At 64.1% G+C, this 23,427-nt stretch carries 22 protein-coding genes; 15 read left to right on the top strand and 7 right to left on the bottom strand.

Annotation, left to right across the window (positions count from 1 at the left end; genetic code table 11):
- Positions 1-9: 9 nt before the first annotated feature.
- Together IFT98_RS11635 and IFT98_RS11630 are read right to left on the bottom strand one after the other, a co-directional pair.
- Complete coding sequence (locus IFT98_RS11635; RefSeq protein ID WP_192048765.1) at positions 10-1,332, bottom strand: bifunctional DedA family/phosphatase PAP2 family protein; 1,323 nt, start codon at positions 1,330-1,332, stop codon at positions 10-12.
- Positions 1,333-1,335: 3 nt separating this feature from the next.
- Positions 1,336-2,007 (bottom strand): DNA-3-methyladenine glycosylase, encoded by a 672-nt coding sequence (locus IFT98_RS11630; RefSeq protein ID WP_192048763.1) that lies wholly within the window; start codon positions 2,005-2,007, stop codon positions 1,336-1,338.
- Between the two features lie 168 nt (positions 2,008-2,175).
- Between IFT98_RS11630 and IFT98_RS11625 the strand changes: the two genes are divergently transcribed.
- The 13 genes from IFT98_RS11625 to IFT98_RS11565 all read left to right on the top strand — a co-directional run bounded on the left by IFT98_RS11625 (position 2,176) and on the right by IFT98_RS11565 (position 14,486).
- On the top strand, positions 2,176-3,447 hold the full coding sequence (locus IFT98_RS11625) for a glutamate-5-semialdehyde dehydrogenase (RefSeq protein WP_192048760.1): 1,272 nt from the start codon (positions 2,176-2,178) through the stop codon (positions 3,445-3,447).
- Positions 3,416-4,138: a nicotinate-nucleotide adenylyltransferase gene (gene nadD / locus IFT98_RS11620; protein WP_122475541.1), complete on the top strand. Its 723-nt coding sequence runs from the start codon at positions 3,416-3,418 to the stop codon at positions 4,136-4,138. The genes IFT98_RS11625 and nadD overlap by 32 nt, the downstream gene beginning before the upstream one ends.
- A gap of 17 nt (positions 4,139-4,155) precedes the next feature.
- The gene (rsfS, locus tag IFT98_RS11615) at positions 4,156-4,563 is read left to right on the top strand and encodes a ribosome silencing factor (protein ID WP_192048758.1); all 408 of its coding nucleotides are present in this window, start codon (positions 4,156-4,158) and stop codon (positions 4,561-4,563) included.
- Positions 4,564-4,571: 8 nt separating this feature from the next.
- Positions 4,572-5,039: a 23S rRNA (pseudouridine(1915)-N(3))-methyltransferase RlmH gene (gene rlmH / locus IFT98_RS11610; RefSeq protein ID WP_122715014.1), complete on the top strand. Its 468-nt coding sequence runs from the start codon at positions 4,572-4,574 to the stop codon at positions 5,037-5,039.
- A gap of 15 nt (positions 5,040-5,054) precedes the next feature.
- Entirely contained in the window at positions 5,055-6,950 is a 1,896-nt protein-coding gene (mrdA, locus tag IFT98_RS11605) for a penicillin-binding protein 2 (protein WP_122795465.1), read from the top strand.
- A 31-nt stretch (positions 6,951-6,981) separates the two neighbouring features.
- Complete coding sequence (gene rodA / locus IFT98_RS11600; protein WP_192048890.1) at positions 6,982-8,085, top strand: rod shape-determining protein RodA; 1,104 nt, start codon at positions 6,982-6,984, stop codon at positions 8,083-8,085.
- Between the two features lie 17 nt (positions 8,086-8,102).
- Positions 8,103-9,113, top strand: a complete 1,011-nt coding sequence (mltB, locus tag IFT98_RS11595; RefSeq protein ID WP_192048756.1) for a lytic murein transglycosylase B — start codon at positions 8,103-8,105, stop codon at positions 9,111-9,113.
- Positions 9,113-10,132: a septal ring lytic transglycosylase RlpA family protein gene (locus IFT98_RS11590; RefSeq protein WP_122715018.1), complete on the top strand. Its 1,020-nt coding sequence runs from the start codon at positions 9,113-9,115 to the stop codon at positions 10,130-10,132. The genes mltB and IFT98_RS11590 overlap by 1 nt, the downstream gene beginning before the upstream one ends.
- A gap of 121 nt (positions 10,133-10,253) precedes the next feature.
- Positions 10,254-11,414: a D-alanyl-D-alanine carboxypeptidase family protein gene (locus IFT98_RS11585; RefSeq protein ID WP_192048754.1), complete on the top strand. Its 1,161-nt coding sequence runs from the start codon at positions 10,254-10,256 to the stop codon at positions 11,412-11,414.
- 79 nt (positions 11,415-11,493) lie between these two features.
- Entirely contained in the window at positions 11,494-11,769 is a 276-nt protein-coding gene (locus tag IFT98_RS11580) for a DUF493 domain-containing protein (RefSeq protein WP_122475527.1), read from the top strand.
- Positions 11,769-12,416 (top strand): lipoyl(octanoyl) transferase LipB, encoded by a 648-nt coding sequence (gene lipB / locus IFT98_RS11575; RefSeq protein WP_192048752.1) that lies wholly within the window; start codon positions 11,769-11,771, stop codon positions 12,414-12,416. Before IFT98_RS11580 ends, lipB begins: the two co-directional genes overlap by 1 nt.
- Position 12,417: 1 nt before the next feature.
- The gene (gene lipA, locus IFT98_RS11570; protein WP_122475523.1) at positions 12,418-13,449 is read left to right on the top strand and encodes a lipoyl synthase; all 1,032 of its coding nucleotides are present in this window, start codon (positions 12,418-12,420) and stop codon (positions 13,447-13,449) included.
- A 125-nt stretch (positions 13,450-13,574) separates the two neighbouring features.
- Complete coding sequence (locus IFT98_RS11565) at positions 13,575-14,486, top strand: S66 peptidase family protein (RefSeq protein ID WP_192048750.1); 912 nt, start codon at positions 13,575-13,577, stop codon at positions 14,484-14,486.
- Between the two features lie 34 nt (positions 14,487-14,520).
- On the opposite strand, the gene IFT98_RS11560 is transcribed toward IFT98_RS11565, so the two are convergent.
- The 4 genes from IFT98_RS11560 to leuS form a co-directional block, all read right to left on the bottom strand.
- On the bottom strand, positions 14,521-15,840 hold the full coding sequence (locus IFT98_RS11560; protein WP_192048748.1) for a lytic murein transglycosylase: 1,320 nt from the start codon (positions 15,838-15,840) through the stop codon (positions 14,521-14,523).
- 186 nt (positions 15,841-16,026) lie between these two features.
- Entirely contained in the window at positions 16,027-17,064 is a 1,038-nt protein-coding gene (holA, locus tag IFT98_RS11555; RefSeq protein WP_122795461.1) for a DNA polymerase III subunit delta, read from the bottom strand.
- A gap of 74 nt (positions 17,065-17,138) precedes the next feature.
- Complete coding sequence (locus IFT98_RS11550) at positions 17,139-17,744, bottom strand: LPS-assembly lipoprotein LptE (protein WP_122800624.1); 606 nt, start codon at positions 17,742-17,744, stop codon at positions 17,139-17,141.
- 72 nt (positions 17,745-17,816) lie between these two features.
- Entirely contained in the window at positions 17,817-20,423 is a 2,607-nt protein-coding gene (leuS, locus tag IFT98_RS11545; RefSeq protein WP_122795459.1) for a leucine--tRNA ligase, read from the bottom strand.
- Between the two features lie 251 nt (positions 20,424-20,674).
- Between leuS and IFT98_RS11540 the strand changes: the two genes are divergently transcribed.
- Positions 20,675-21,001: a hypothetical protein gene (locus IFT98_RS11540; RefSeq protein ID WP_192048746.1), complete on the top strand. Its 327-nt coding sequence runs from the start codon at positions 20,675-20,677 to the stop codon at positions 20,999-21,001.
- A 59-nt stretch (positions 21,002-21,060) separates the two neighbouring features.
- A complete protein-coding gene (locus IFT98_RS11535; protein ID WP_192048744.1) occupies positions 21,061-21,825 on the top strand; it encodes a YdcF family protein in 765 nt (254 codons plus the stop codon).
- 59 nt (positions 21,826-21,884) lie between these two features.
- On the opposite strand, the gene lnt is transcribed toward IFT98_RS11535, so the two are convergent.
- Positions 21,885-23,402 carry an apolipoprotein N-acyltransferase gene (lnt, locus tag IFT98_RS11530; protein WP_192048742.1) on the bottom strand — a complete coding sequence of 506 codons (1,518 nt, stop codon included), beginning with the start codon at positions 23,400-23,402 and terminating at the stop codon, positions 21,885-21,887.
- Positions 23,403-23,427 lie beyond the last annotated feature (25 nt).

The following is a 23,427-nucleotide window of genomic DNA, read 5'->3' as shown; positions in this document are numbered from 1 at the left end:
GGTGCGCTCTCATTCCATGTAGCGATAGCCTTCCAGAGCCGACGGCAGTCCGTGCACGGCAAAGAAGCCCAGCAGCAACGTACACGCTGGCACGACCAGCCACCATACATGCAACGGCATCGCCGGCAGTGGCCGACGGTATTCCACGGCGGCCAGGCACGAGGCACAGACAAAACAGGCAAGCATGCTGCCGGCAATGATGTCGGTCGGCCAATGAGCACCGAGGTACACCCGCGACAGCGCGATCGACAGTGCCGGAATACTCGCCAGAATGATCCACACCAGGCGCATGCGCGGTGTCTGTCGACGCCCTGCCAGTATCGCCAGGCTCAGAAAGAACGCGAACGCCGCCGAGCTGTGCCCGCTGGGCATGCTGAACGTGGTCAGCGGTTCGAGCAGCACGTCGGGTCGTTGTCGGGCGACCAGGTGTTTCAACGAGCCGTTGAGCAGCGCCGTGATCAGCATGGTCGCGCAGGCGAACAGCGCCGGACGCCATTGGCGGGTGATCAGCAGCAACGCGGTGAGCAGTCCGGCCACCATGAACTGGGTGCGGAAATCACCGATGCGCGTGACCAGCACCACGAAAGTTTCCGCCGCTTCGCTGCGATGTTCCTGGACCAACGCCTTGAGGCCGTTGTCCAGTGCGCTCAGGTGCGGGAAGCCGAAGAACAGGGCAATCAGCATGATCAGCGAGGCGAGGGCTATCAACAACGTCCCGCGCTCGCGGTCGCGCCAGGTGGCATGCAGGCTGAGCCCCATCAACAGGGCGATGCAGGCCGCAACGATACCGGCCTGTGGCCAGAAGTCTTCGGGCAGCGGCAAGCGGAAAGCGGCGCCCGTCGCCCAGCCCGGCAGCAGATAGGCCACCGACCAGCCGGCGGCGGCCACCAGGCTGACCAGAATGAAGCGGGGCAACGGCATTTCCAGCATGCCGGCGACCATGGGCAGCATTGGCCGCAGCGGGCCGATGAAGCGTCCGACCAAAAGGCTCGCCACGCCATAGCGATGGAAGTAGCCCTCTGCAGTTTCCAGCCATTGCGGGTTCGTGCGCAGCAGCGGCAGGCCGCGGATGCTCTGTTGAAAACGCCGACCCAGGGCGTACGAGATGGCATCGCCGAGAAGACCGCCGGCATAGCCCAGCATCAGTGTTTCGCTGAGCGACAACGCGCCGTTGCCGGCCAGTACGGCCACAGCGAACAACACCACGGTGCCGGGTACCACAATGCCAGCGATTGCCAGGCATTCGATGCAGGCAATGGCGAAGATCGCCACCCCCAGCCACTGTGGATGCAGCGTCAGCCAGCCTGTCAGACTGTCCAGCCATTCGCCCATGAGTCAGGTTCCTTGAAAGATCGAGAAGTAATCGCGGCCGTCTGTCTGGCCGCGACGCAGGGGGTTGCGCGTGCAGAAACGGGCATAGCCGGCATCCACGAAGCGGTAGGGCAGGTGTTCGTCGCGGCCCAGGGGAATACCCAGGCGCGTGGTCTGCAGAACATGGGTGACACGGGCGCCGACATCGTCGACGAAGAGCTGCTCGGTGTCGAAACGCTGGGCGTCCCAAACCGGTACCTTCAGGCCCAGGGCTTTGCACAGCAGGGTCTGCCCGGCGCACAGGCGCTCGGCCGGACGTGGTTGACCCGCCGCATCGGGGTTGTTCAGCTGCATCTGGGCAAAGGCGTTGCCATCGGTGTGGGCGTCGAGCCAGGGGTAGGCGGACTTGATCAGTACCGCGTTGCCCGGCCCCTGTGCGCTGAAGTTCAGCGAGTCGCCGCCGCGGGCGTAATACATATAGATGTGGCCGCCTTCGAGGAACAGCGCGCGGCGTTTGTGGGTGTAGCCCAGCGATGCATGACTGCCGCGATCCGTAACGTAGTACGCCTCGGTTTCGATGATGCGCGCCGACAGCCAGTACGGACCCTGGCGGTGGCGGATGACCTTGCCCAGTAACGCACGGGCCAGGGATTGCGCGTCGGTGTCGAAAAAGGCATCGGGCAACGGGTTGAACATAACGGGGTCCATTCGGTGTCGCGGTGGATGATAGCAATTGCGCATCGGTGAGGCCCGTGGACATATGTTTAAAGAGGTGTTTTCGACCATCCGCCCGTCATCGCTGTTAGTGGGCGTACGTGACAGCTATAATCAGCCGCTTTCCTCTTTGCCAAGACCACAGAGACCATGACCGAGTCCGTTCTTGACTACATGACCCGCCTGGGTCGCGCTGCCCGTGAAGCCTCGCGGGTCATTGGCCGTGCCAGCACCGCGCAGAAGAATCGCGCCCTGCAGGCGGCGGCCAGTGCCTTGGACAGCGCCCGTGCCGAACTGGTTGCCGCCAACGAGCAGGATTTGGCAGCGGGTCGGGCCAATGGCCTGGACGCGGCCATGCTCGAGCGGTTGGCGCTGACCCCTGCACGCATCGACGGCATGATCGTCGGCCTGCGCCAGGTGGCCAGCCTGCCGGATCCGGTCGGGGCGATCCGCGACATGAGCTACCGGCCTTCGGGTATCCAGGTCGGCAAGATGCGCGTGCCACTGGGCGTGGTCGGTATCATCTACGAGTCGCGGCCCAACGTGACCATCGACGCGGCCAGCCTGTGCCTGAAGTCGGGCAATGCCACCATCCTGCGTGGCGGCTCCGAGGCCATCCACTCCAATCGTGCCATCGCCACCTGCATCCAGCGCGGCCTCGCCGAAGCCGGCCTGCCCGCCGCCGTGGTTCAGGTCGTGGACACCACCGACCGCGCCGCGGTCGGCGCGCTGATCAGCATGCCCGAGTACGTCGATATCATCGTCCCGCGTGGCGGGCGTGGGTTGATCGAACGGGTCAGTCGCGATGCCAAGGTGCCGGTGATCAAGCACCTGGACGGCATCTGCCATGTGTTCGTCGACGCCGGGGCCGACCTGGCCAAGGCGCAACGCATCGCCTTCAACGCCAAGACCTACCGCTACGGCATCTGCGGCGCCATGGAAACCCTGCTGGTCGACCAGTCGGTGGCGGCGAGTTTCCTGCCGCCGATGGCGGCGCAGTTCCGCGACAAAGGCGTCGAGCTGCGCGGTTGCCGGCGTACCCGCGACCTGATCGAGGCCGTGCCGGCCAGCGAAGAGGACTGGAACACCGAATACCTGGCGGCCATCCTGTCCATTCGGGTGGTTGACGGCCTGGACCAGGCCATCGAACACATCAACCAGCATGGCTCCCATCACACCGATGCGATCGTCACCGAGCAGCAGGGCCATGCCCGTCGTTTCGTTGCCGAAGTCGACTCCGCGTCGGTGATGGTCAATGCGCCGACCTGTTTCGCCGACGGTTTCGAATATGGCCTGGGTGCCGAGATCGGCATTTCCACCGACAAGATCCACGCCCGCGGTCCGGTGGGGCTCGAAGGCCTGACCTGCGAGAAATACGTGGTGATCGGCGATGGCCAGTTGCGCGGCCAGGAGCCGGTCTGAGTTGACCGCACCGAACCGGCCCGGTCCCTACGCTGTACAATCGCGCACTGCACGTCGAATCGGCGTGCTGGGCGGTACCTTCGACCCGGTGCATATCGGTCATCTGCGCGGCGCCGTGGAAGTGGTCGAGGCCCTGGGGCTGGACGATCTGCGGTTGGTGCCCAGCGCCCGGCCGCCGCATCGCGACCAGCCGCAGGTGTCGGCCGAGCAGCGCCTGGCCATGGTGCGTGCCGCAGTAGAGGGGCTGGCGCCCCTGACCGTGGATGACCGTGAACTGGCGCGCGACAAACCGTCGTACACCCTCGACACGCTGGTGTCGATGCGTGCAGAGCTTGACCCGCAGGACCAGTTGCTCCTGCTGCTGGGGTGGGATGCCTTTTGTGGCTTGCCCTCCTGGTATCGCTGGGAAGAACTGCTGCAACACTGCCACATCGTCGTGTTGCAGCGACCTGATGCGGACACCGAGCTGCCGGATGCCTTGCGCAACCTGGTGGCGGCGCGTTCCATCAGCGACCCGCAAGCCCTCAAGGGGGCCTGCGGGCAGATTACTTTCGTCTGGCAGGCACCGCTCGCGGTGTCGGCCACCCAGATCCGTCAACTGCTGGCCAGCGGCAAGTCGGTACGTTTCCTGGTGCCCGACGCAGTATTGGCCTACATCGAGGCGCACGGGCTGTACCGTGCGTCCAATTGAACTGAACGAGTTTTTTTATGAGCAAGAAACAAGCAATTCCCGCTGAAACAATCGTCGAGCTGACCAAAGCTGCTCTGGAAGACGTCAAGGCCCAGGACGTTCTGGTCATCGACGTGCGTGACAAGAACAGCATCACCGACTTCATGGTGATCGCTACCGGTACCTCCAATCGCCAGATCAACGCCATGGGCGATAAGGTTCGCGAGCTGGTCAAGGCCAAGGGCGTCCAGCCACTGGGCGAAGAAGGCAAGGGCGAGAGCGATTGGGTGCTGCTGGACCTGGACACCGTGGTGGTGCACATGATGACCGCTGCCTCCCGCCAGTTCTACGACCTGGAACGCCTGTGGCAGGGTGCCGAGCAGAGCCGTGCCGCCAGCGCTGCGCACCATACCCCTGGCAACCAGGCTCTTAACGACCAAGAGTAGCCTGGGCCATGCGTCTGCGTCTGATCGCGGTGGGTTCGCGCATGCCTCGGTGGGTGGAAGACGGCTGGCATGAATATGCCAAGCGTCTGCCCGCCGAGCTGGCACTGGACCTGGTCGAAATCCCGCTGAACACCCGTGGCAAGAACGCCGACGTCGCCCGCTTCATCCGCCAGGAAGGCGAAGCGATGCTGGCCAAGGTCGGCCCGGGTGAGCGCATCGTTACCCTGGAAGTGCACGGCAAGCCCTGGAGCACCGAGCAGTTGGCGGTGGAACTGGATCGCTGGCGCCTGGACTCGCGCACGGTGAACTTCATGGTCGGTGGCCCCGAGGGGCTGGCGCCGGAAGTCTGTGCCCGCGCCGAGCAGCGCTGGTCGCTGTCGCCGCTGACCTTGCCTCACCCGCTGGTACGGATACTTATCGGTGAACAGCTGTATCGCGCCTGGACCGTGCTGTCCGGGCACCCTTATCACAAATAGGCCGTAAACCAGCCGATGTCCCAGCCGATTCGCCTCAAGGACCACGAGAAAGACGCGCGCACCGTGCGCAGCCGCGTCGTGGTCGGTGCGGCGGCGATCCTGGTGCTGATCTGCGTGCTGATCGCGCGCCTGTATTTCCTGCAGGTGATCCAGTACGAATATCACTCCACGCTTTCGGAGAACAATCGGGTGCACGTGCAACCGATACCCCCCACCCGAGGGCTGATCTTCGACCGCAACGGCGTGGTCGTGGCCGACAACCGCCCCAGCTTCAGCCTGAGCATGACCCGCGAACGCTCCGGTGACTGGCGCCAGGTGCTCGATACCATCGTCGAGGTGCTGGAACTCAGCGACGAAGACCGGCAGCTGTTCGAGCGTCGCATGAAACAGGGACGTCGACCGTTCGAGCCGGTACCGATCCTGTTCGAGCTCAACGAAGAGCAGATCGCCCGGGTCGCGGTGAACCAGTTTCGCCTGCCGGGTGTGGAAGTGGTCGCGCAGTTGGTGCGGCACTACCCGCAGGGGGCGCATTTCGCGCACTCGGTGGGCTATGTCGGGCGCATCAACGAGAAGGAACTGAAAACCCTGGATCCGGTGGACTACAGCGGCACTCACCATATCGGCAAGACCGGCATCGAACGTTTCTACGAGCCTGAACTGCACGGCACGGTGGGCTACGAGGAGGTCGAGACCAATGCACGCGGCCGTGTGCTGCGGGTGCTCAAGCGCACCGATCCAAAGCCGGGCAAGGACATCGTCCTGAGCCTGGACATCAAGTTGCAGGAAGCCGCGGAAGAGGCGCTGGGCGGCCGTCGCGGCGCGATCGTGGCCATGGACCCGCGCACCGGAGAGGTGCTGGCGATGGTCAGCCAGCCCAGCTTCGATCCCAACCTGTTCGTCACCGGCATCGGTTTCCAGGCCTATGCCGACCTGCGCGATTCCATCGACCGACCGCTGTTCAACCGTGTGTTGCGCGGCCTGTATCCACCCGGTTCGACGATCAAGCCTGCAGTGGCGATTGCCGGGCTGGATTCAGGCGTGATCAATGCCGGATCGCGGGTGTTCGACCCAGGCTTCTATCAACTGCCCAACTACGACCATAAATACCGCAACTGGAACCGTACCGGCGATGGCTGGGTAGACCTGGACACCGCCATCATGCGTTCCAACGACACCTATTTCTACGACCTGGCGCACAAGCTGGGCATCGACAAGCTGGACAACTACATGGGCCAGTTCGGCATCGGCCAGAAGGTCTCGCTGGACATGTTCGAAGAGTCGCCGGGCCTGATGCCCTCGCGCGAATGGAAGCGCAAGACCCGCCGGCAAGCCTGGTTCCCCGGCGAAACGCTCATCCTGGGCATTGGCCAGGGCTACATGCAGGCCACGCCGCTGCAACTGGCCCAGGCCACTGCCCTGGTCGCCAACAAGGGCAAGTGGAACCGCCCGCGGCTGGCGCGCACCATCGAAGGCGTGCCGCCGGTGGACGAGAACCCGGTGCCCGACATCGTGCTGCGCAATCCGTCCGACTGGGCCAAGGTCACCCACGGCATGGAGCAGGTCATGCAGGGCGCGCGCGGTACCGCGCGCAAGGCTGCCATCGGCGCCAAGTACCGGATCGCCGGCAAGTCCGGCACGGCCCAGGTCGTCGCCATTCGCCAGGGCGAGAAGTACGACCGCAGCAAGGTCCAGGAGCGCCATCGCGACCATGCCCTGTTCGTCGGCTTCGCGCCCGCGGACAACCCGCGCATCGTGGTCTCGGTCATGGTCGAGAACGGCGAGTCCGGCTCGGGCGTGGCGGCGCCGGTGGTGCGCCAGATCATGGACGCTTGGCTGCTCGGCCCCGACGGCCAGTTGAAACCCGAATACGCCAGCGCCACGGGCGCGGAGATCACCGCCCTTGAAGAGTAATTTCGACCGCATCCTCTCCAGCGAGGATGTGATGCGTCGCCGCGCGACATTCCTGCAGCGCATCCACATCGACGGCCCGTTGCTGATCCTGCTGCTGACCCTGGCGGCGGGCAGCCTGTTCGTGCTGTATTCGGCCAGCGGCAAGAACTGGGACCTGCTGATCAAGCAGGCCACGTCCTTCGGCCTGGGCCTGGGGTCGATGTTCATCATCGCCCAGCTGGAACCACGGTTCATGGCGCGCTGGGTGCCCCTGGCCTACGTGACCGGGGTGATACTGCTAGTGGTGGTGGACGTGATGGGCCACAACGCCATGGGTGCCACGCGCTGGATCAACATTCCCGGGGTCATCCGCTTCCAGCCCTCGGAGTTCATGAAGATCATCATGCCGGCGACGATCGCCTGGTACCTGGCCAAGCGGACCTTGCCGCCGACCCTCAAGCACGTGGCGGTGAGCCTGGCCCTGATCGGCATTCCCTTTGCGCTGATCGTGCGCCAGCCAGACCTTGGCACATCACTGCTGATCCTGGCTTCCGGCTCCTTCGTGCTGTTCATGGCCGGATTGCGCTGGCGCTGGATCGCCAGCGTACTGGCGGCGGCGGTACCGGTAGCGGTCGGCATGTGGTTCTTCATCATGCACGACTACCAGAAGCAACGGATCCTGACCTTTCTCGACCCGGAGAGCGATCCGCTGGGCACCGGCTGGAACATCATCCAGTCCAAGGCAGCCATCGGTTCGGGCGGCGTGTTCGGCAAGGGCTGGCTGCTGGGTACTCAGTCGCACCTGGATTTCCTCCCCGAAAGCCACACTGACTTCATCATCGCGGTACTCGGCGAAGAGTTCGGCCTGGTCGGCATCTGCGCACTGCTGTTGATCTATCTGTTGTTGATCGGCCGTGGCCTGGTGATCACCGCGCAGGCCCAGACCCTGTACGGAAAGTTGCTTGCCGGCAGCTTGACCATGACTTTTTTTGTTTACGTTTTCGTCAATATCGGTATGGTCAGTGGCCTGCTGCCGGTGGTGGGGGTGCCGTTGCCTTTCATTAGCTACGGCGGAACTTCGCTGGTGACCCTGCTGTCAGCGTTTGGCGTTTTGATGTCGATCCACACCCATCGCAAGTGGATCGCACAGGTTTGAATAAGGTGAGCAATTGCATGCAAGTAATGCGTAGCTGGGCAGCTCGGAACGTTCCCTGGATCGGCCTGATGGGCCTGTTGGGGTCGGCACAGCAAGCCAGCGCTGGCGACTACGGTGGCTCACCGCAGGTGACCCAGTTCATTGGTGAAATGACCCGCGACTACGGCTTCGCCAGCGAGCAGTTGAACGAAGTGTTCAGGGAAGTCGAGCGCAAGCAGTCGATTCTTGACGCGATCTCGCGTCCCGCCGAGCGGGTCAAACCGTGGAGCGAGTATCGGCCAATGTTCATCACCGATGCTCGCATTGCCCGCGGCGTGGATTTCTGGCGCCAGCACGAAGCGGTGCTGGCCCGTGCGCAACGCGAATACGGCGTACCGGCGCAGGTCATCGTCGCGATCATCGGTGTCGAAACTTTCTTCGGTCGCAATACCGGCAATTTCCGGGTGATCGACGCGTTGTCCACCCTGAGCTTCGACTACCCGCCACGCGCGCCATTCTTCCGCAAGGAGCTGCGCGAGTTCCTCCTGCTGGCACGCGACGAGCAACTCGATCCGCTGACCCTCAAGGGTTCGTACGCCGGCGCCATGGGCCTGCCGCAGTTCATGCCCAGCAGCTTTCGCGCCTATGCCGTGGATTTCGACGGCGACGGTCACATCAATATCTGGACCAACCCCGACGACGCCATCGGCAGTGTTGCCAGCTATTTCAAGGAGCATGGCTGGGTGGCCGGTCAACCGGTGGTCAGCCGTGCCAGCGTTTCCGGGCCGCAGGTCGACGACGGCTTGAGCCCGGGCATCGACCCGGTCAAGAATGTCGCGCAGTTGCGGGCGCTGGGCTGGTCGAGTCATGATGCGCTACGCGATGACCTGCCGGTGACCGCCTTTCGCCTGCAGGGCGCCGAGGGCCCGGAATATTGGCTGGGCCTGAAGAATTTCTATGCAATCACTCGCTACAACCGCAGTGTGATGTACGCCATGGCTGTGCACCAACTGTCGGAATCGCTGGTTCAAGCACGGGGCGTCAAGTAATGCGGGCAATGCCGATACATACATCCTCCGCCATCGCGGCCTGCGCGGCCCTGGGCCTGCTGCTCGCCAGCTGCTCTTCGACGCCGCCACCGTCGCGTACCGTGAAGTCGTCCGGCCCGACCGTCAAGGCCATGCCCGGCCTGAACATCAACCGGGCGCACAAGGACGGCGCGCCGTGGTGGGACGTCGACGTGTCGAAGATTCCCGACGCCGTGCCAACCCTGCACACCGGGCCGTACAAGGCCAACCCCTATACGGTACTGGGCAAGACCTACTTCCCGATCGCCGAATCGCGTCAGTATCTGGCGACCGGTACCGCGTCGTGGTACGGCACCAAGTTCCATGGTCAGAACACCGCCAACGGCGAGGTCTACGATCTGTATGGCATGAGCGCGGCACACAAGACGCTGCCGCTGCCCAGCTATGTACGCGTGACCAACCTGGACAACAGCCGCAGCGTGGTCCTGCGGGTCAACGACCGCGGACCGTTCTATTCCGACCGCATCATCGACCTGTCCTACGCTGCGGCGAAGAAACTGGGCTACGCCGAAACGGGTACGGCGCGGGTGCGTGTCGAAGGTATCGACCCGCAGGAATGGTGGGCGCAGCGCGGCCGTCCGGCGCCACTGGTGCTCAACCAGGGACCGGTGGTGGCGCAGGCCCGGCCCAACATCACGCCGTCGGCCGGTACGGTCGAGCAATACACGCCACCGCCGCAGCAACACGCGGTCGCCACGCTGCCGGTGCAGATGGACGCAAAAAAAAACGGTTCTGCACAAGCGTCTGGCCTGTATCTCCAGGTGGGAGCGTTCGCCAACCCCGACGCTGCGGAACTGCTGCGTTCCAAGCTGAGCTCGATGGTCAGCGCGCCGGCCTTCACCAGCCAGATCGCCGTCAACCAGCAGACGTTCTATCGGGTACGCCTGGGACCGATCAATTCCCAGGGTGAAGCCCAGCAGATACAGGACAACGTGCGCATGGCCAATCTTGGCGTGCCCAAGTTGGTGACACTGGATTGAACCGCGCCGCCTGCGGGCGGCGCTGCAATGAGCGCCCGGCAACGGGCGTGCGACACCGGGCCGCCGCCCACAACAAGACTGCCCGCAAGGGCATGTGCCCATCAGCAATTTCGAGAGACGGATGAACATCACCACACTTGCCAAACGCCTGTGCCTGCTTGTACCGCTGATCATCGCCCCTGCCGCTTGGGCGGCAGATCAGATGATGCCAGCGCCGCCGCAACTGGCTGCCAAATCCTACGTGCTGATGGAAGCTTCCAGCGGTAACGTGCTGGTTGAAAACAACGGCGACCAGCGTCTGCCGCCAGCCAGCCTGACCAAACTGATGACCGCGTACATCGCGACCCTGGAAATCCGTCGCGGCCAGATCGGCGAGAACGACCCGGTCACCGTCAGCGAAAACGCCTGGCGCACCGGCGGCTCGCGGATGTTCATCAAGGTCGGCACCCAGGTGTCGGTCAGCGACCTGCTGCACGGCATCATCATCCAGTCGGGCAACGACGCCTCGGTGGCGCTCGCCGAGCACATCGCCGGCAGCGAAGACGCCTTCTCCGACATGATGAACACCACGGCTGGCAAGCTGGGCATGACCAACAGCCACTTCATGAACCCGACCGGCCTGCCGAACCCCGAGCATTACTCCACTGCGCACGACATGGCAGTACTGGCCCGGGCCATCATTCACGAAGACCCGGCTCACTATGCGATCTACTCGCAGAAGGAATTCTTCTGGAACAACATCAAGCAGCCCAACCGCAACTTGCTGCTGTGGCGCGACAAGACCGTCGACGGCCTGAAGACCGGCCATACCGAAGAAGCCGGCTACTGCATGGTGTCCTCGGCCGTACGTGACGGCATGCGCCTGATCGCCGTGGTCTTCGGCACCAACAGCGAGCAGGCCCGCGCTGCCGAAACCCAGAAGCTGCTGACCTACGGCTTCCGCTTCTATGAAACCCAGACCTTCTACCAGAAGGGCACCGAGCTGGCCAAGGCACCGGTGTGGAAGGGCGACATCCGCGAAATCAAGGCCGGCCTGGCCGAAGACCTGACCATGACCCTGCCCAAGGGCCAGTTGAAGAACCTGGCTGCGAGCATGACCATGAACCCACAGCTGACCGCGCCTATCGCCAAGGGCGACGTGATCGGCAAGGTCGAAGTGAAGAACGGTGACAAGATCGTTCAGACCACCGACCTGATCGCGCTGGACGATGTGCAGGAAGGTGGTATTTTCCGCCGCGTATGGGATAGCGTTCGTCTATTCTTCTACGGCTTGTTCAACTGATATCGCGACTGCGCGCCCTCGCCTTTGCAACAGGCGGGGGCGTTGTCGTTTTCACGGTTTACCCGAGGCCGTCATCGCCATGACCGATACCGAAGTAAAAGAGCCGAAAATCGAATTTCCCTGCGCCGACTACCCGATCAAGATCATCGGCGATACCGGTGTGGGCTTTCGCGACACGGTGGTGCAGATCGTCGAAAAGCACGCAGCCGTTAATCACGACAAGAATGCCGAGCGCCAGAGCAGCAACGGCAACTACACCACCTTGCAGCTGCATATCCTGGCCACCGGCCAGGAGCAGCTCTACAACATCAACAGTGAGCTGCGCGCCACCGGCATCGTCAAAATGGTGTTGTGATGCCGCGATGCCTGGGGTTTCGCGAACTCGGCCTGTTGCCTTACGAGCCGGTATGGCACGCGATGCAGCAGTTCACCGACCAGCGCGACGCTGAGGCTGCCGATGAAGTCTGGCTGGTCCAGCACCCGGCCGTCTTTACCCAGGGCCAGGCGGGCAAGGCCGAGCATCTGCTGGTGCCCGGCGAGATCCCGGTGGTGCAGGTCGACCGCGGCGGCCAGGTGACCTACCATGGCCCCGGGCAATTGGTGGTTTACCTGTTGCTGGATGTGCGCCGGCTGGGCTATGGCGTGCGAGAGCTGGTCACCCGCATGGAGCACACCCTGATCGATCTGCTGGCCTCCTACGGCGTGCAGGCCGCCGCCCGTGCCGATGCACCCGGGGTCTACGTGGACGGAGCAAAGATCGCTTCGCTGGGCTTGCGCATCCGCCGCGGTTGCTCGTTCCATGGCCTGGCCTTGAACGTCGACATGGACCTCGCGCCGTTCCGGCGGATAAATCCATGTGGATATGCCGGCCTGCCGATGACGCAGATGTGCGATCATGTCGCACCCCTTGAATTTGCCGAGGTCAGTGCGAGGCTGCGAGCGCAGCTGGTCAAGCACCTCGACTATGTTGAGCAGACGACCCTTACGGGCGGAATCGACTGATATGACTACCGCGACAGAAGCTGTGCAAACGCTGATCCCCCTGCAGAACCTCGCCGAGGGTGCGCCCAAGGCCAATGCGCCACGGCCCAGGGTCGAGGCGGGCGTCAAGCTGCGCGGTGCCGAAAAGGTCGCGCGCATCCCGGTAAAGATCATCCCCACCGAAGAGCTGCCGAAAAAGCCCGACTGGATCCGCGTACGCATCCCGGTGTCTCCCGAGGTCGACCGCATCAAGCAACTGCTGCGCAAGCACAAGCTGCACAGTGTCTGCGAAGAGGCGTCCTGCCCCAACCTGGGTGAATGCTTCTCTGGCGGTACCGCAACCTTCATGATCATGGGTGACATCTGCACCCGTCGCTGCCCGTTCTGCGACGTCGGCCACGGTCGCCCCAAGGCGCTGGATGCCGACGAGCCGATGAACCTGGCCGTGGCCATCGCCGACCTGCGCCTCAAGTACGTGGTGATCACCTCGGTGGACCGCGACGACCTGCGTGACGGTGGTGCCCAGCACTTCGCCGACTGCCTGCGCGAAATCCGCAAGCTGTCGCCGGGCGTGCAGCTGGAAACCCTGGTGCCCGACTACCGCGGACGCATGGACGTGGCCCTGGCCATCACCGCGCAGGAGCCGCCGGATGTGTTCAACCACAACCTGGAAACCGTCCCGCGCCTGTACAAGGCCGCGCGTCCCGGTTCGGACTACCAGTGGTCGCTGACCCTGCTGCAGAAGTTCAAGGAACTGGTTCCCCACGTGCCGACCAAGTCGGGCCTGATGCTGGGTCTGGGCGAGACCGACGAGGAAGTGATCGAGGTCATGCAGCGCATGCGCGAGCACAACATCGACATGCTTACCCTGGGCCAGTACCTGCAACCTTCGCGCAGTCACCTGCCAGTACAGCGCTTCGTGCATCCGGACATCTTTGCCTGGTTCGCCGAAGAGGGCCACAAGATGGGCTTCAAGAACGTCGCCTCCGGGCCGTTGGTGCGTTCCTCGTACCACGCCGATCAGCAGGCGCACGAAGCCAAGATCAAGCTCTGATCGAACCGAACAAGCCTGCGTGCCCTTCGGGCAGCGCGGGCGCTGCCCGCGAAGTGCGCATACGCGCCGCATAAGCCGAGGGTAGGGGTTGCCGCTCCTTCCTCCCGGGATCGAGAGTTTCAACCATGCGATTACCTCCACGCCTGCCCGACCACGGCACGATCGCCTTGATCGCGCCAGCCGGCCCCATCGAGCTGGACGCCGAGGCCGCCAGCGGCTGGTTCCGCGAGCGCGGCTACACATTGCGCATCTACCCTGGTGTCGGGCTCGCCCAGGGTTACCTGGCCGGCAGCGATCAGGCCCGCCTGCAAGACCTCCACGACGCTTTCGCCGACCCTGAGGTAGACGCCATCCTGTGTCTGCGCGGCGGCTACGGCACGCCCCGTCTGCTGGACAAGATCGACTTCGCGTTGCTGGGGCGACACCCCAAGCCTTTCGTGGGCTACAGCGATATCACCGCACTGCATCTGGCCATCGCCCGCCATGCAGGGTTCGTGACCTTCCATGGGCCGCTGTTCAAGGCCGATCTGTTGACACAGAAGCACGCACCCACCGAGTCGTCGCTATGGCAGGCGCTGCGCGGCGAGATTGGGGCCGGGGACATGCTGCGTCATCCGCCCGAGTGGCCGTTGACCACGGTAGTGCCGGGGCAGGCTCAGGGTCGCTTGATGGGCGGTAATCTGGCGATGATCAGTGCCACGCTCGGCACGCCGTACGAGCTTCCCGGTGACGGCATCGTGCTGTTCATCGAAGATGTCAACGAGCCCTTGTACCGCGTGGATCGCTTTCTGACTCACCTGCGTCTGGCAGGCAAACTGAAGGGCGTGCAGGGCGTGATCGTAGGTGACTTCGCCGGAATCGCTGTCGAGCAGATGACCCCGCTGCTGCTCGAGACATTCCAGGCTGAGGGTATCCCTGTCCTGGCCGGCTGGCGCAGTGGCCACTGCGATCCAAACCTGACCCTGCCACTGGGCGTTCAGGTCAGGCTCGATGCCACTGCCCAGCAGGTCTGGCTGGAGCAGGATGTGGTGGCCTAGGCGAAGCCTGGGCCACCCGTGCAGGTCAGCGCGCTCACTGTTGCGTACGCAGCGCCTCGAGCAGCTTGTGGGTCGGATACCCGTCCGCTGGCCAACCCATGGCTTGCTGGGCGCTGCGGATAGCCTTGCGGGTGTTGGCGCCGATGATGCCGTCAGGAGCGCCGGCATCGTAATTGCGTGCGCTCAACAGGCTCTGCAATTCGATGCGCTCGGTGCGCGTGAGCGGCATGTCGTCCTTGGGCCAGGTGCCCTGGATGTAGCCTGCTCCTTGCAGGCGCTGCGCCAAGAGGCTGACGCCCAATGCGTAGGATGAGGAATTGTTGTATTTGAGGATCGCGCGGAAATTGTCGAAGACCAGGAAGGCCGGGCCGCGATACCCGGCTGGCAGGAGCAGCGCTGCTGCGGCATTTTCGCTACCCGCCGGGACGGCGCCGCCTGGCATCGCCGCAACGCCCAGGCGCTGCCATTCGCTGACCGGCTTGCGGCTGTTGCCGTCGGCCAGCGCATAGTCGAAGCCTTCGGGCAGGCGCACTTCCAGGCCCCACGTCTGGCCGCTCTGCCAGCCCGAACTCTGCAGGTAGTGGGCAGTGGAGGCGAGCGCATCGGCGGCGCTGTTCCAGATATCGCGCCGGCCATCACCGTCGAAGTCCACGGCGTGGGAATTGTAGGTGGTGGGAATGAACTGGGTCTGGCCCATGGCACCGGCCCACGAGCCCAGCATGCGGTCGGGCTGGATGTCGCCGTTCTGCAGAATCTGCAACGCGGCCAGCAGCTGGCTTTGCGCGAATTCAGGGCGACGGCCTTCGTAGGCCAGGGTCGCCAGGGAGCGTATCACCGATTTGTCGCCCTGGATCTGGCCGAAGCTGCTTTCCATGCCCCACACGGCAACCAGTACCTGGCGCTCGACGCCGTAGCGCTGTTCGATGCTCGCCAGCACGTCGGCGTACTGCTCGAGCATGGCCTGGCCACGGCGCAGGCGGGTCGGGGAGATGGCGCCGTCGAGGTATTCCCACACCGGGCGGCTGAATTCGGGTTGGCTGCGGTCAGCCTTGATCACGCTCATGTCGGGGGTGACGCCCTGGAAGGCGCGGTCGAAAAGCTGCGCGTCGACGCCGCTGCGCAAGGCTTGCTGACGAAAGCCCTGCTGCCATTCGGCGAATGTCTGGGTGGGCAGCACCGGGGTGTCCACGCTGCTTGGCGCGGGCGCCATGGGCACCGGCAACGCTGGCTGGACGATGGGGGCAGGCAGGGTATCGGCGACGGTGGGTTTTTCCGCGCAGGCAACCAGCAAGGCCAGGCAGGTAGTCACGGCGAACTGGCGCATGGGCCAGCCTGAGGTACGACGAGAAGACATTCACAAGTCCAGGGCTTTCGGGGCAGAGGCAAACCTTAACATGCCAGCCGAACCTGTAGCATCGGTTTAGCCTTGTCAGCGGTCACCCTGACAAACCGCAGCGCGGCTTTCGCGGCCACGGACCGCTCCTACAGACACACTGCAGTCCCTCCGTGGGAGCGGTCATCGGCCGCGAAGAGGACGACGCTATTCTGCAGGCAGGCTCAGTCTTTGGCCGGCCATCAACAGCGATAGACGCGACAAGCCTGTCCATACCGACCCAGGTGCCTGGCCCTTGATCTGCGCGTCGATGCGCTGTGCATCCTGCAGCAGCTGTGCCCAGCGCAACGCCGAATGCCGCTGCAGGGCCTTGCTCATCAATGGCTTGCGCTTGTCCCACACTGGCGGACGGGCCTGGCTGAAGGCCTTGTCCAGGGGGACACCCTGGCTGTATTGCTGCGACAGGCTGGCGAGCAGGCGCAGCTCGCGGGCCAGCGCCCAGAGAATGACCGGCGGCTCGACACCCTCGCCCCGCAGCCCTTCGAGCATGCGCAGGGCATGTTCGGCCTGGCCGTTGAGGATCGCGTCGATCAGCCCGAACACGTCGAATCGGGCGCTGTCGGCGACTGCCGATTGCACCGTCTCCAGCGTCACCTGATTACCCTCGGCGAGCAGCTTGAGCTTCTCGATTTCCTGCGCTGCCGCCAACAGGTTGCCTTCCACCCGAGCGGCGATCAGCTCGACCGCGTCCGGTTGCGCAGCCAGTCCGGCCTGGGCGAGGCGCTGGCGGATCCATTGCGGCAACTGTTGCGCATCGACCGGCCAGATCTGCACGAACTGGGTCTGCGCGCCCTCGACCAGCGCCTTGCCCCACTTGGTTTTCTGCGCACTGCCGTCCAGCTTGGGCAGGCTGATCAACAGCACGGTATCTTCGGCAGGCCGCGAGCAATACTCGATCAGCGCTGCAGCGCCCTTGTCGCCCGGCTTGCCCGACGGCAGGCGCAGCTCCAGCAGGCGTCGCTCGGCGAACAGCGACAGGCTGGCGCCGGCCTGCAGCAGCGTGCCCCAATCGAAATTGTTGTCGGCGCTGAACACCTGGCGCTCGTCGAAGCCTTGCTGGCGCGCCGCCGCGCGAATGGCGTCGGCCGCCTCCTGGCAGAGCAGCGGATCGTCGCCACTCACCACGTAGACGGGCGCAAGCGGTCCTTGCAGGTGCTTGCCGAGTTGGGCGGGGCTGATCTTCATGGACGCATCGACAGGGTTGAAATCTTCACGGGGGCAATGACAGCGAAAAGGGCGCCTGAGCGCCCTTGTCTGCCTTACTGGTTGGGAATCTGGATCGGAGACTGCTGTGGCGTCGAATCCATTACGCGCTGAGCTTCGGCAGCGGCGTCGGCTTCCGCCTTGGCGCGTGCGTTGGCGTCGACCTGGAGCTTTTCCAGCTGCGCAGGGGTGATCTGCTGCAGGCGCAGCATCATGCGCTGCACCAGCTCGTTGCGCATTTCACGGCGCACCTGGCTCGCCTCTTGATCGGAGCCGGTCAGGTTGTTGCCGTCGTGGACGTAAACCTTCTGCACCTGAATCTTGTCGTTGAGCAGCGTCAGGTTGTTCTGCCCGCGGATCTCGTATTGCAGCGTGTTGCTCAGCTCGTACTCGGACGAGCGCGCCGACCCGCTGTAGCTGGCCGTGCGCTGGTCGCCACGCTCGTCCACCAGGTCCAGGGTGTACGGAGCGCCGCTGGCGACGTTGACGCCGCTGCCCTGGAGCGCCTTGCGCAATTGCACCACGGTCTGGCCGTAGGCGTCGCGGGCCGTGAGGTTGAGTTCCTTGATGGCCAGCTGGTTGGTGCCGGTACCCCGGAGCTGGAAACCACAGGCGCTCAGCAGGACAGCCAGGCCCATAACCAGCAGATTGCGTTTGATCATCTTGTTGCTCCCTTGAAGCCTTGTTGGCTGTGGCGTGCTTGACGGGCGCCCGATGGAACGGGCGCCGGTCGATCAGCTGGCGACGATGTTGACCAGTTTACCCGGTACGACGATGACCTTGCGGATGGTCAGGCCGTCGGTGAAACGCAGCACGTTCTCGTTGACCCGTGCGGCGGCTTCGATCTCTTCGCGGCTGGCGCTGGCAGGCATGTCGATCTGCCCACGCAGCTTGCCGTTGACCTGGATGACCAGCTGCAGGCTGTCCTGCACCAGCGCCGACTCGTCCAGCGTCGGCCAGCTGGCGTCGATCACGGCGTCGGTGTGGCCCAGTTGCTGCCACAGCTCATGGCTGATGTGCGGGGTGATCGGCGCCAGCAGCAGGGTCACGGCTTCCAGGCCCTCGTGCAGCAAGGCACGGTCCCGGTCGGTGGCCTGCGGGGCTTTTTCCAGCACGTTCATCAAGGTCATCACCTGGGCAATGGCCGTGTTGAACTTGTGGTTCTGGCCCACGTCCTGGCTGGCCTGCTTGATCGCCAGGTGGATGGCGCGGCGAATGGCCTTCTGCTCGTCGTCGAGCGTGGCGACGTCCAGTGGCGCGTGCGAACCCTGGCCAACATGGGCCTGCGCCAGACGCCAGACGCGCTTGAGGAAGCGGTGCGAGCCTTCAACGCCGGAATCGGACCATTCCAGGCTCATGTCGGGTGGCGAGGCGAACATCATGAACAGGCGGCAGGTGTCGGCGCCGTACTGGTCGATCATCGATTGCGGATCGACGCCGTTGTTCTTCGACTTGGCCATCTTCTCGGTACCGCCGATTTCCACCGGCAGGCCGTCGCTGATGAGCTTGGCCGAGATGATCTTGGCCTTGGCATCGCGGACCAGCTCGACGTCGGCCGGATTGAACCAGGTCTTGCTGCCGTTGGCTTCGAGACGGTAGTAGGTTTCGGCGATGACCATGCCCTGGGTGAGCAGGTTCTTGAACGGCTCGTTGGAGCTGACCAGGCCTTCGTCGCGCATCAGCTTGTGGAAGAAGCGTGCGTACAGCAGGTGCAGGATCGCGTGCTCGATACCGCCGATGTACTGGTCCACGGGCAGCCAGTGATTGGCCGCCGCAGGGTCCACCATGCCGCCTTCATAATGCGGCGATGCGTAGCGGGCGAAGTACCAGGACGATTCCACGAAGGTGTCCATGGTGTCGGTTTCGCGCTTGGCCGGCGCACCGCATTTTGGACAGCTGCACTCGTAGAATTGCGGCATGCGCGCCAGTGGCGAACCGGCACCGTCGGGAACGACGTCTTCGGGCAACACGACCGGCAGTTGATCTTCCGGGACCGGCACGTCGCCGCAGGCGTCGCAGTGCACGATCGGAATCGGGCAGCCCCAGTAGCGCTGACGGCTGATGCCCCAGTCGCGCAGGCGGAATTGAGTTCGTGACTTGCCCAGGTCTTTCTTGATCAAGGCCACTTCGATGGCGTCGAAGGCGCCCTCGAAATCGAGTCCGTCGAATTCGCCGGAGTTGATCAGCGGGCCGTGCTCGTTGTAGGCCGCGACCCAAGGCGCAGGCGTCAGGTCGCCCGCGCTGGTGCGCACCACCGGCTTGATCGGCAGGTCGTACTTCAAGGCGAATTCGAAGTCGCGCTCGTCGTGGGCCGGCACGGCCATGACCGCGCCGTCGCCGTAGTGCATCAGTACGTAGTTGGCGACCCAGACCGGCAGTTTCTCGCCGGTGAGCGGGTGCTCGACGAACAGCGCCGTCGGCATGCCGCGTTTTTCCTGGGTGGCCACGTCGGCCTCGGCCACGCTGCCGCTCTTGCACTCGTCGATGAACGCCTGCAGCGCAGCATCGGAGCGCGCGGCCAGGCTGGCCAAGGGGTGTTCCGCGGCGACGGCCACGTAGGTCGCACCCATCAGCGTGTCGGGACGCGTGGTGAAGACCTTCAGCGTGCCGGCTTCGCCAATGGAGGCCTGGTGGTACGGGAACTGCACTTCCATGCCCTTGGACTTGCCGATCCAGTTGCGCTGCATGGTCTTGACCTGTTCCGGCCAGCCTGGCAGTTCGTCGAGGCTTTCCAGCAGCTCATCGGCGTATGCAGTGATCTTGAAGTAGTACATCGGGATTTCGCGCTTCTCGATCAGCGCGCCCGAACGCCAGCCACGGCCGTCGATGACCTGCTCGTTGGCCAGTACCGTCTGGTCGACCGGGTCCCAGTTCACGGTGCCGTTCTTGCGGTAGATCACGCCTTTTTCGAACAGGCGGGTGAACAGCCACTGCTCCCAGCGATAGTAGTCGGGCTTGCAGGTGGTGACTTCGCGCGACCAGTCGATGGCCAGGCCCAGGCTTTTGAGCTGGGTCTTCATGTAGGCGATGTTTTCGTAGGTCCACTTGGCCGGCGCGACGTTGTTCTTCATGGCCGCGTTTTCCGCCGGCATGCCGAACGCATCCCAGCCCATCGGCTGCAGGACATTCTTGCCCTGCATGCGCTGGTAGCGCGCGATCACGTCGCCGATGGTGTAGTTGCGCACGTGCCCCATGTGCAGTTTGCCGCTGGGGTAGGGGAACATCGACAGGCAGTAGTAAGTGTCCTTGCCTGGCTGTTCACTCACTTCAAAAGACTTCTTCGCATCCCAGAAAGACTGGGCGGCGGCTTCGATTTCGCGGGGCTGATAGAGTTCGTGCATGGCTACTTTGCGCTGAGAAATGGGTGACCTTATCCGGCAGCTGCTAAATAGGCTGAGCCTGTTGGCAAGGTACGATGATATTAAACGCCGTAGCATACATGACCCCCGTCTATCGAGGGAAACCTTGATTGCAGCTGCGCGGACCGTGGCAGGCACTTGACGCATTCCGTTGGTCGCTGCAACCGGCTGATTTTCCAGCCGGCGCTAAGCTTATGAAGCAAAGAACGTTTTCTCTCAAATGAGGTGAGCGAATGCTGGAGCCGCCTATCAACGTCATGCAGCCCGATGTCTACGAGCGACTCATCGATCGTTTGGGGCTGGCCCTGGATGTGGCCCGCACTGCGGTGCGCCTGCGCGATGAAAAACCTGCGGAACTGGAGTTGCGCGGTTTGAGCCGGGCCGAATACGAACTGATCGATGCCTACCTGCACGCCTGTGGCGAACGCGCCTGTGCCGAGCCCCAGGCCCCGCTCGCGTCTGCGCCCAAGGCGTCGGCGAAAGTGTACTGGCTGCACGAGCACGACCGGCGCCGTTCGCCGATAGGCAAGCACGGTCACGGGTATTCGGGAAAGTCGTGACGGCAGTTGTTCGTCATCGTGGCAACCCTTAGGCTTCGGGCATCTTCTGGAGATGCCCGATGTTTTCACGTTTTGTGCTCAAACAATTGCTGTTGCCTCCCGGCATCTTTTTCGTTCTATTGTTGGCGGGCTGGTGGCTGCGCCGTCGTTGGCCGCGCCTGGCCGGCGCCTGCTTCGTCGTCGGGCTGGGCGGGCTGTGGTTGATGAGCCTGCCGGTGGTGGTGCAGGGTGCGGCCGGCTGGCTGGAAAATCAGCCGGCGCTGCCCGTGGAGGATTGGAGCAGCCTGGCGCAGCGTGCCGACGCCATCGTCATTCTCGGTGCCGGTCGCGAGCGCGGCGACCCGGCCTGGGATGGCATCGACCAGCCCACTGGTGTCGCGCTCGAGCGGGTTCGCTACGCGGCGCGGCTGGCCAAGGCATCCGGGCTGCCGGTGCTGACGTCCGGCGGCTTGCACTTTGGCTCGCCGCCCAGCGAAGCGTGGATCATGGCGCAGTCGTTGCGCGACGACTTCGGCGCTTCCGCGCGCTGGATGGAAGAGCGCAGCCGCACGACCTGGGAGAACGCCCGGTTCAGCGCCGAACTGCTCGCCGAGCATGGCATCAAGCGTGTGGTGGTGGTGACCCAAGCCTGGCACATGCAGCGCTCGCGCTGGAGCTTCGAGCAGAACGGGTTGGAGGTGGTGCCGGCACCGGTGGGCTTTCTGGGCACCGACAATGCACGGCCGCTGGGAGGCTGGCTGCCTGAAAGCAAGGCCATCTGGCAGAACGGCCAGCTGCTCAATGAGGCGGTGGGGTTGGTGGGGTACAAGATGTTTTATCGGTGATCTTGAGGGCCTCTTCGCGGGCGAGCCCTCTGCCCGCGAAGAGGCCAGTACAGGCAACATCAAGCCCTGCTGCCAGCCCTTCTACTTAGCAATGCCCAACCCAGCAGCAACACGCACACCACCGTCATCGGCCATGACCGCAGTTGCAGATACGGCGTCAAACCCTGCATGGGCGTCACCTCCCCATACAGCACCGCCTCTTCGAACTGCGGCACTTGGGTGGTGATGTTGCCGAACGGATTGATCAGCGCCGTGACCCCGTTGTTGGTAGCACGAATCATCCAGCGGCCGGCCTCCAGCGCGCGCATCTGTGCCATCTGCAGATGCTGCAGCGGGCCTATCGAAGTGCCGAACCAAGTGTCGTTGCTGATCGTCAGCAGCAGGTCGCTGCGCGCAGCCATGCTCGCGGCCAGCTCCGGGTACACCACTTCGTAGCAGATGAACGGCGCGATCCGATACCCCTTGGCCTGCAGCAGCGGCTGGTCGGCCGGGCCGCGGGCGAAGTCGGACATGGGCAGGTCGAAAAATGCGATCAGGCCGCGCAGCAGATCCTGCAAGGGCACGTATTCACCGAAGGGCACCAGCTTCTGCTTGCGATACAAGCCTTCGCCTTCACCCACCACGGTGATGCCGTTATAGAACCGGCGCTGCCCGTCCTCCACCTGGCGAATGGGGACACCGGTAATCAGCGCCGAATGACGGTCGCTGGCAAACCGCCCCATCACTGCCAGATAGCCTTGAGCCGAGTCCATGAGCACCGGCACCGCCGTTTCCGGCCAGACGATGATATCCGCCGGCTTGGAGACGAAAGTCTTGTCGCGGTACAGCTGCAGTTGATGGTCGACCGCTTCGGGGTTCCATTTGATGCTCTGGGCAATGTTGCCCTGTACGGCGGCAACCGAGAGCGGCTCGCCTGCGGACGTGGTCCACCCGTGCCCCTTGAATGCCAGGCCCAACAGCCAGGGCGCCAGCAGCAGGATCACGCCGGCGGCCAGCAATGGCTTGCGCTCGCGCAGGCGCGACAGATTGCACAACAGCGCTGCAGTGAGGGCCAGGGCAAAGGACACCAGCCACATGCCGCCCACCGGTGCGAGTCCGGCGAGTGGGCCATGCAGTTGGCTGTAGCCGCTGTAGAGCCACGGGAAGCCGGTCAGAAACCAACCGCGGAACGCTTCCTGGCCCAGCCACAGCGCAGCGAAGGCCAGGGCGTCGGCCAATGGTGCATCGGTGCGCCGGAACCAGCGCGCCCAGGCCCAGGCGGGCAGGGCGAAGAACAGAGCCACGGCAGCGACGAAGCCAAGCATCAGCAACGCCGCCAACACCACCGACGCGCCGCCATAGGTATGGATACTGACGTAGATCCAGCTGGTGCCGGCGCCGAACAGGCCGAAACCGTAGCACCAGCCACGGCCCAGCGCCTGGCGTGGTTTCAACTCGCGCAGACCAAGGTAGAACAGGGCCAGCGAAAGCAGGGCCAGCGGCCAGATATCGAATGGGGCCAGGAACAGCGGGGTCAACCCGCCGGCCGCCATGGCCAGCAGGTTACCGGGCCAGCCGGGGCGGGTGATCCAGCGCATTATTTTCCTTAACGAGGAGTCTGGG

It is taken from the genome of Pseudomonas sp. CFBP 8770, assembly GCF_014841705.1.
GTDB lineage: Bacteria > Pseudomonadota > Gammaproteobacteria > Pseudomonadales > Pseudomonadaceae > Aquipseudomonas.
Note: the sequence above shows the minus strand (reverse complement) of the source record. Positions and strands in the feature narration are given on the sequence as shown.

What these genes read in the sequence shown, in the direction of transcription:
- IFT98_RS11585 (WP_192048754.1), top strand. Translation starts at nt 10,254, where the DNA reads ATGAACATCACCACACTTGCCAAACGCCTGTGCCTGCTTGTACCGCTG.
- IFT98_RS11565 (WP_192048750.1), top strand. Translation starts at nt 13,575, where the DNA reads ATGCGATTACCTCCACGCCTGCCCGACCACGGCACGATCGCCTTGATC.
- IFT98_RS11560 (WP_192048748.1), bottom strand. Translation starts at nt 15,840, where the DNA reads ATGTCTTCTCGTCGTACCTCAGGCTGGCCCATGCGCCAGTTCGCCGTG.
- lnt (WP_192048742.1), bottom strand. Translation starts at nt 23,402, where the DNA reads ATGCGCTGGATCACCCGCCCCGGCTGGCCCGGTAACCTGCTGGCCATG.
- IFT98_RS11540 (WP_192048746.1), top strand. Translation starts at nt 20,675, where the DNA reads ATGCTGGAGCCGCCTATCAACGTCATGCAGCCCGATGTCTACGAGCGA.
- rodA (WP_192048890.1), top strand. Translation starts at nt 6,982, where the DNA reads ATGCGTCGCCGCGCGACATTCCTGCAGCGCATCCACATCGACGGCCCG.
- holA (WP_122795461.1), bottom strand. Translation starts at nt 17,064, where the DNA reads ATGAAGATCAGCCCCGCCCAACTCGGCAAGCACCTGCAAGGACCGCTT.
- IFT98_RS11550 (WP_122800624.1), bottom strand. Translation starts at nt 17,744, where the DNA reads ATGATCAAACGCAATCTGCTGGTTATGGGCCTGGCTGTCCTGCTGAGC.
- IFT98_RS11580 (WP_122475527.1), top strand. Translation starts at nt 11,494, where the DNA reads ATGACCGATACCGAAGTAAAAGAGCCGAAAATCGAATTTCCCTGCGCC.
- rsfS (WP_192048758.1), top strand. Translation starts at nt 4,156, where the DNA reads ATGAGCAAGAAACAAGCAATTCCCGCTGAAACAATCGTCGAGCTGACC.
- rlmH (WP_122715014.1), top strand. Translation starts at nt 4,572, where the DNA reads ATGCGTCTGCGTCTGATCGCGGTGGGTTCGCGCATGCCTCGGTGGGTG.
- IFT98_RS11535 (WP_192048744.1), top strand. Translation starts at nt 21,061, where the DNA reads ATGTTTTCACGTTTTGTGCTCAAACAATTGCTGTTGCCTCCCGGCATC.
- leuS (WP_122795459.1), bottom strand. Translation starts at nt 20,423, where the DNA reads ATGCACGAACTCTATCAGCCCCGCGAAATCGAAGCCGCCGCCCAGTCT.
- mltB (WP_192048756.1), top strand. Translation starts at nt 8,103, where the DNA reads ATGCAAGTAATGCGTAGCTGGGCAGCTCGGAACGTTCCCTGGATCGGC.
- nadD (WP_122475541.1), top strand. Translation starts at nt 3,416, where the DNA reads ATGGCCAGTTGCGCGGCCAGGAGCCGGTCTGAGTTGACCGCACCGAAC.
- lipB (WP_192048752.1), top strand. Translation starts at nt 11,769, where the DNA reads ATGCCGCGATGCCTGGGGTTTCGCGAACTCGGCCTGTTGCCTTACGAG.
- IFT98_RS11625 (WP_192048760.1), top strand. Translation starts at nt 2,176, where the DNA reads ATGACCGAGTCCGTTCTTGACTACATGACCCGCCTGGGTCGCGCTGCC.
- IFT98_RS11630 (WP_192048763.1), bottom strand. Translation starts at nt 2,007, where the DNA reads ATGTTCAACCCGTTGCCCGATGCCTTTTTCGACACCGACGCGCAATCC.
- IFT98_RS11590 (WP_122715018.1), top strand. Translation starts at nt 9,113, where the DNA reads ATGCGGGCAATGCCGATACATACATCCTCCGCCATCGCGGCCTGCGCG.
- IFT98_RS11635 (WP_192048765.1), bottom strand. Translation starts at nt 1,332, where the DNA reads ATGGGCGAATGGCTGGACAGTCTGACAGGCTGGCTGACGCTGCATCCA.
- lipA (WP_122475523.1), top strand. Translation starts at nt 12,418, where the DNA reads ATGACTACCGCGACAGAAGCTGTGCAAACGCTGATCCCCCTGCAGAAC.
- mrdA (WP_122795465.1), top strand. Translation starts at nt 5,055, where the DNA reads ATGTCCCAGCCGATTCGCCTCAAGGACCACGAGAAAGACGCGCGCACC.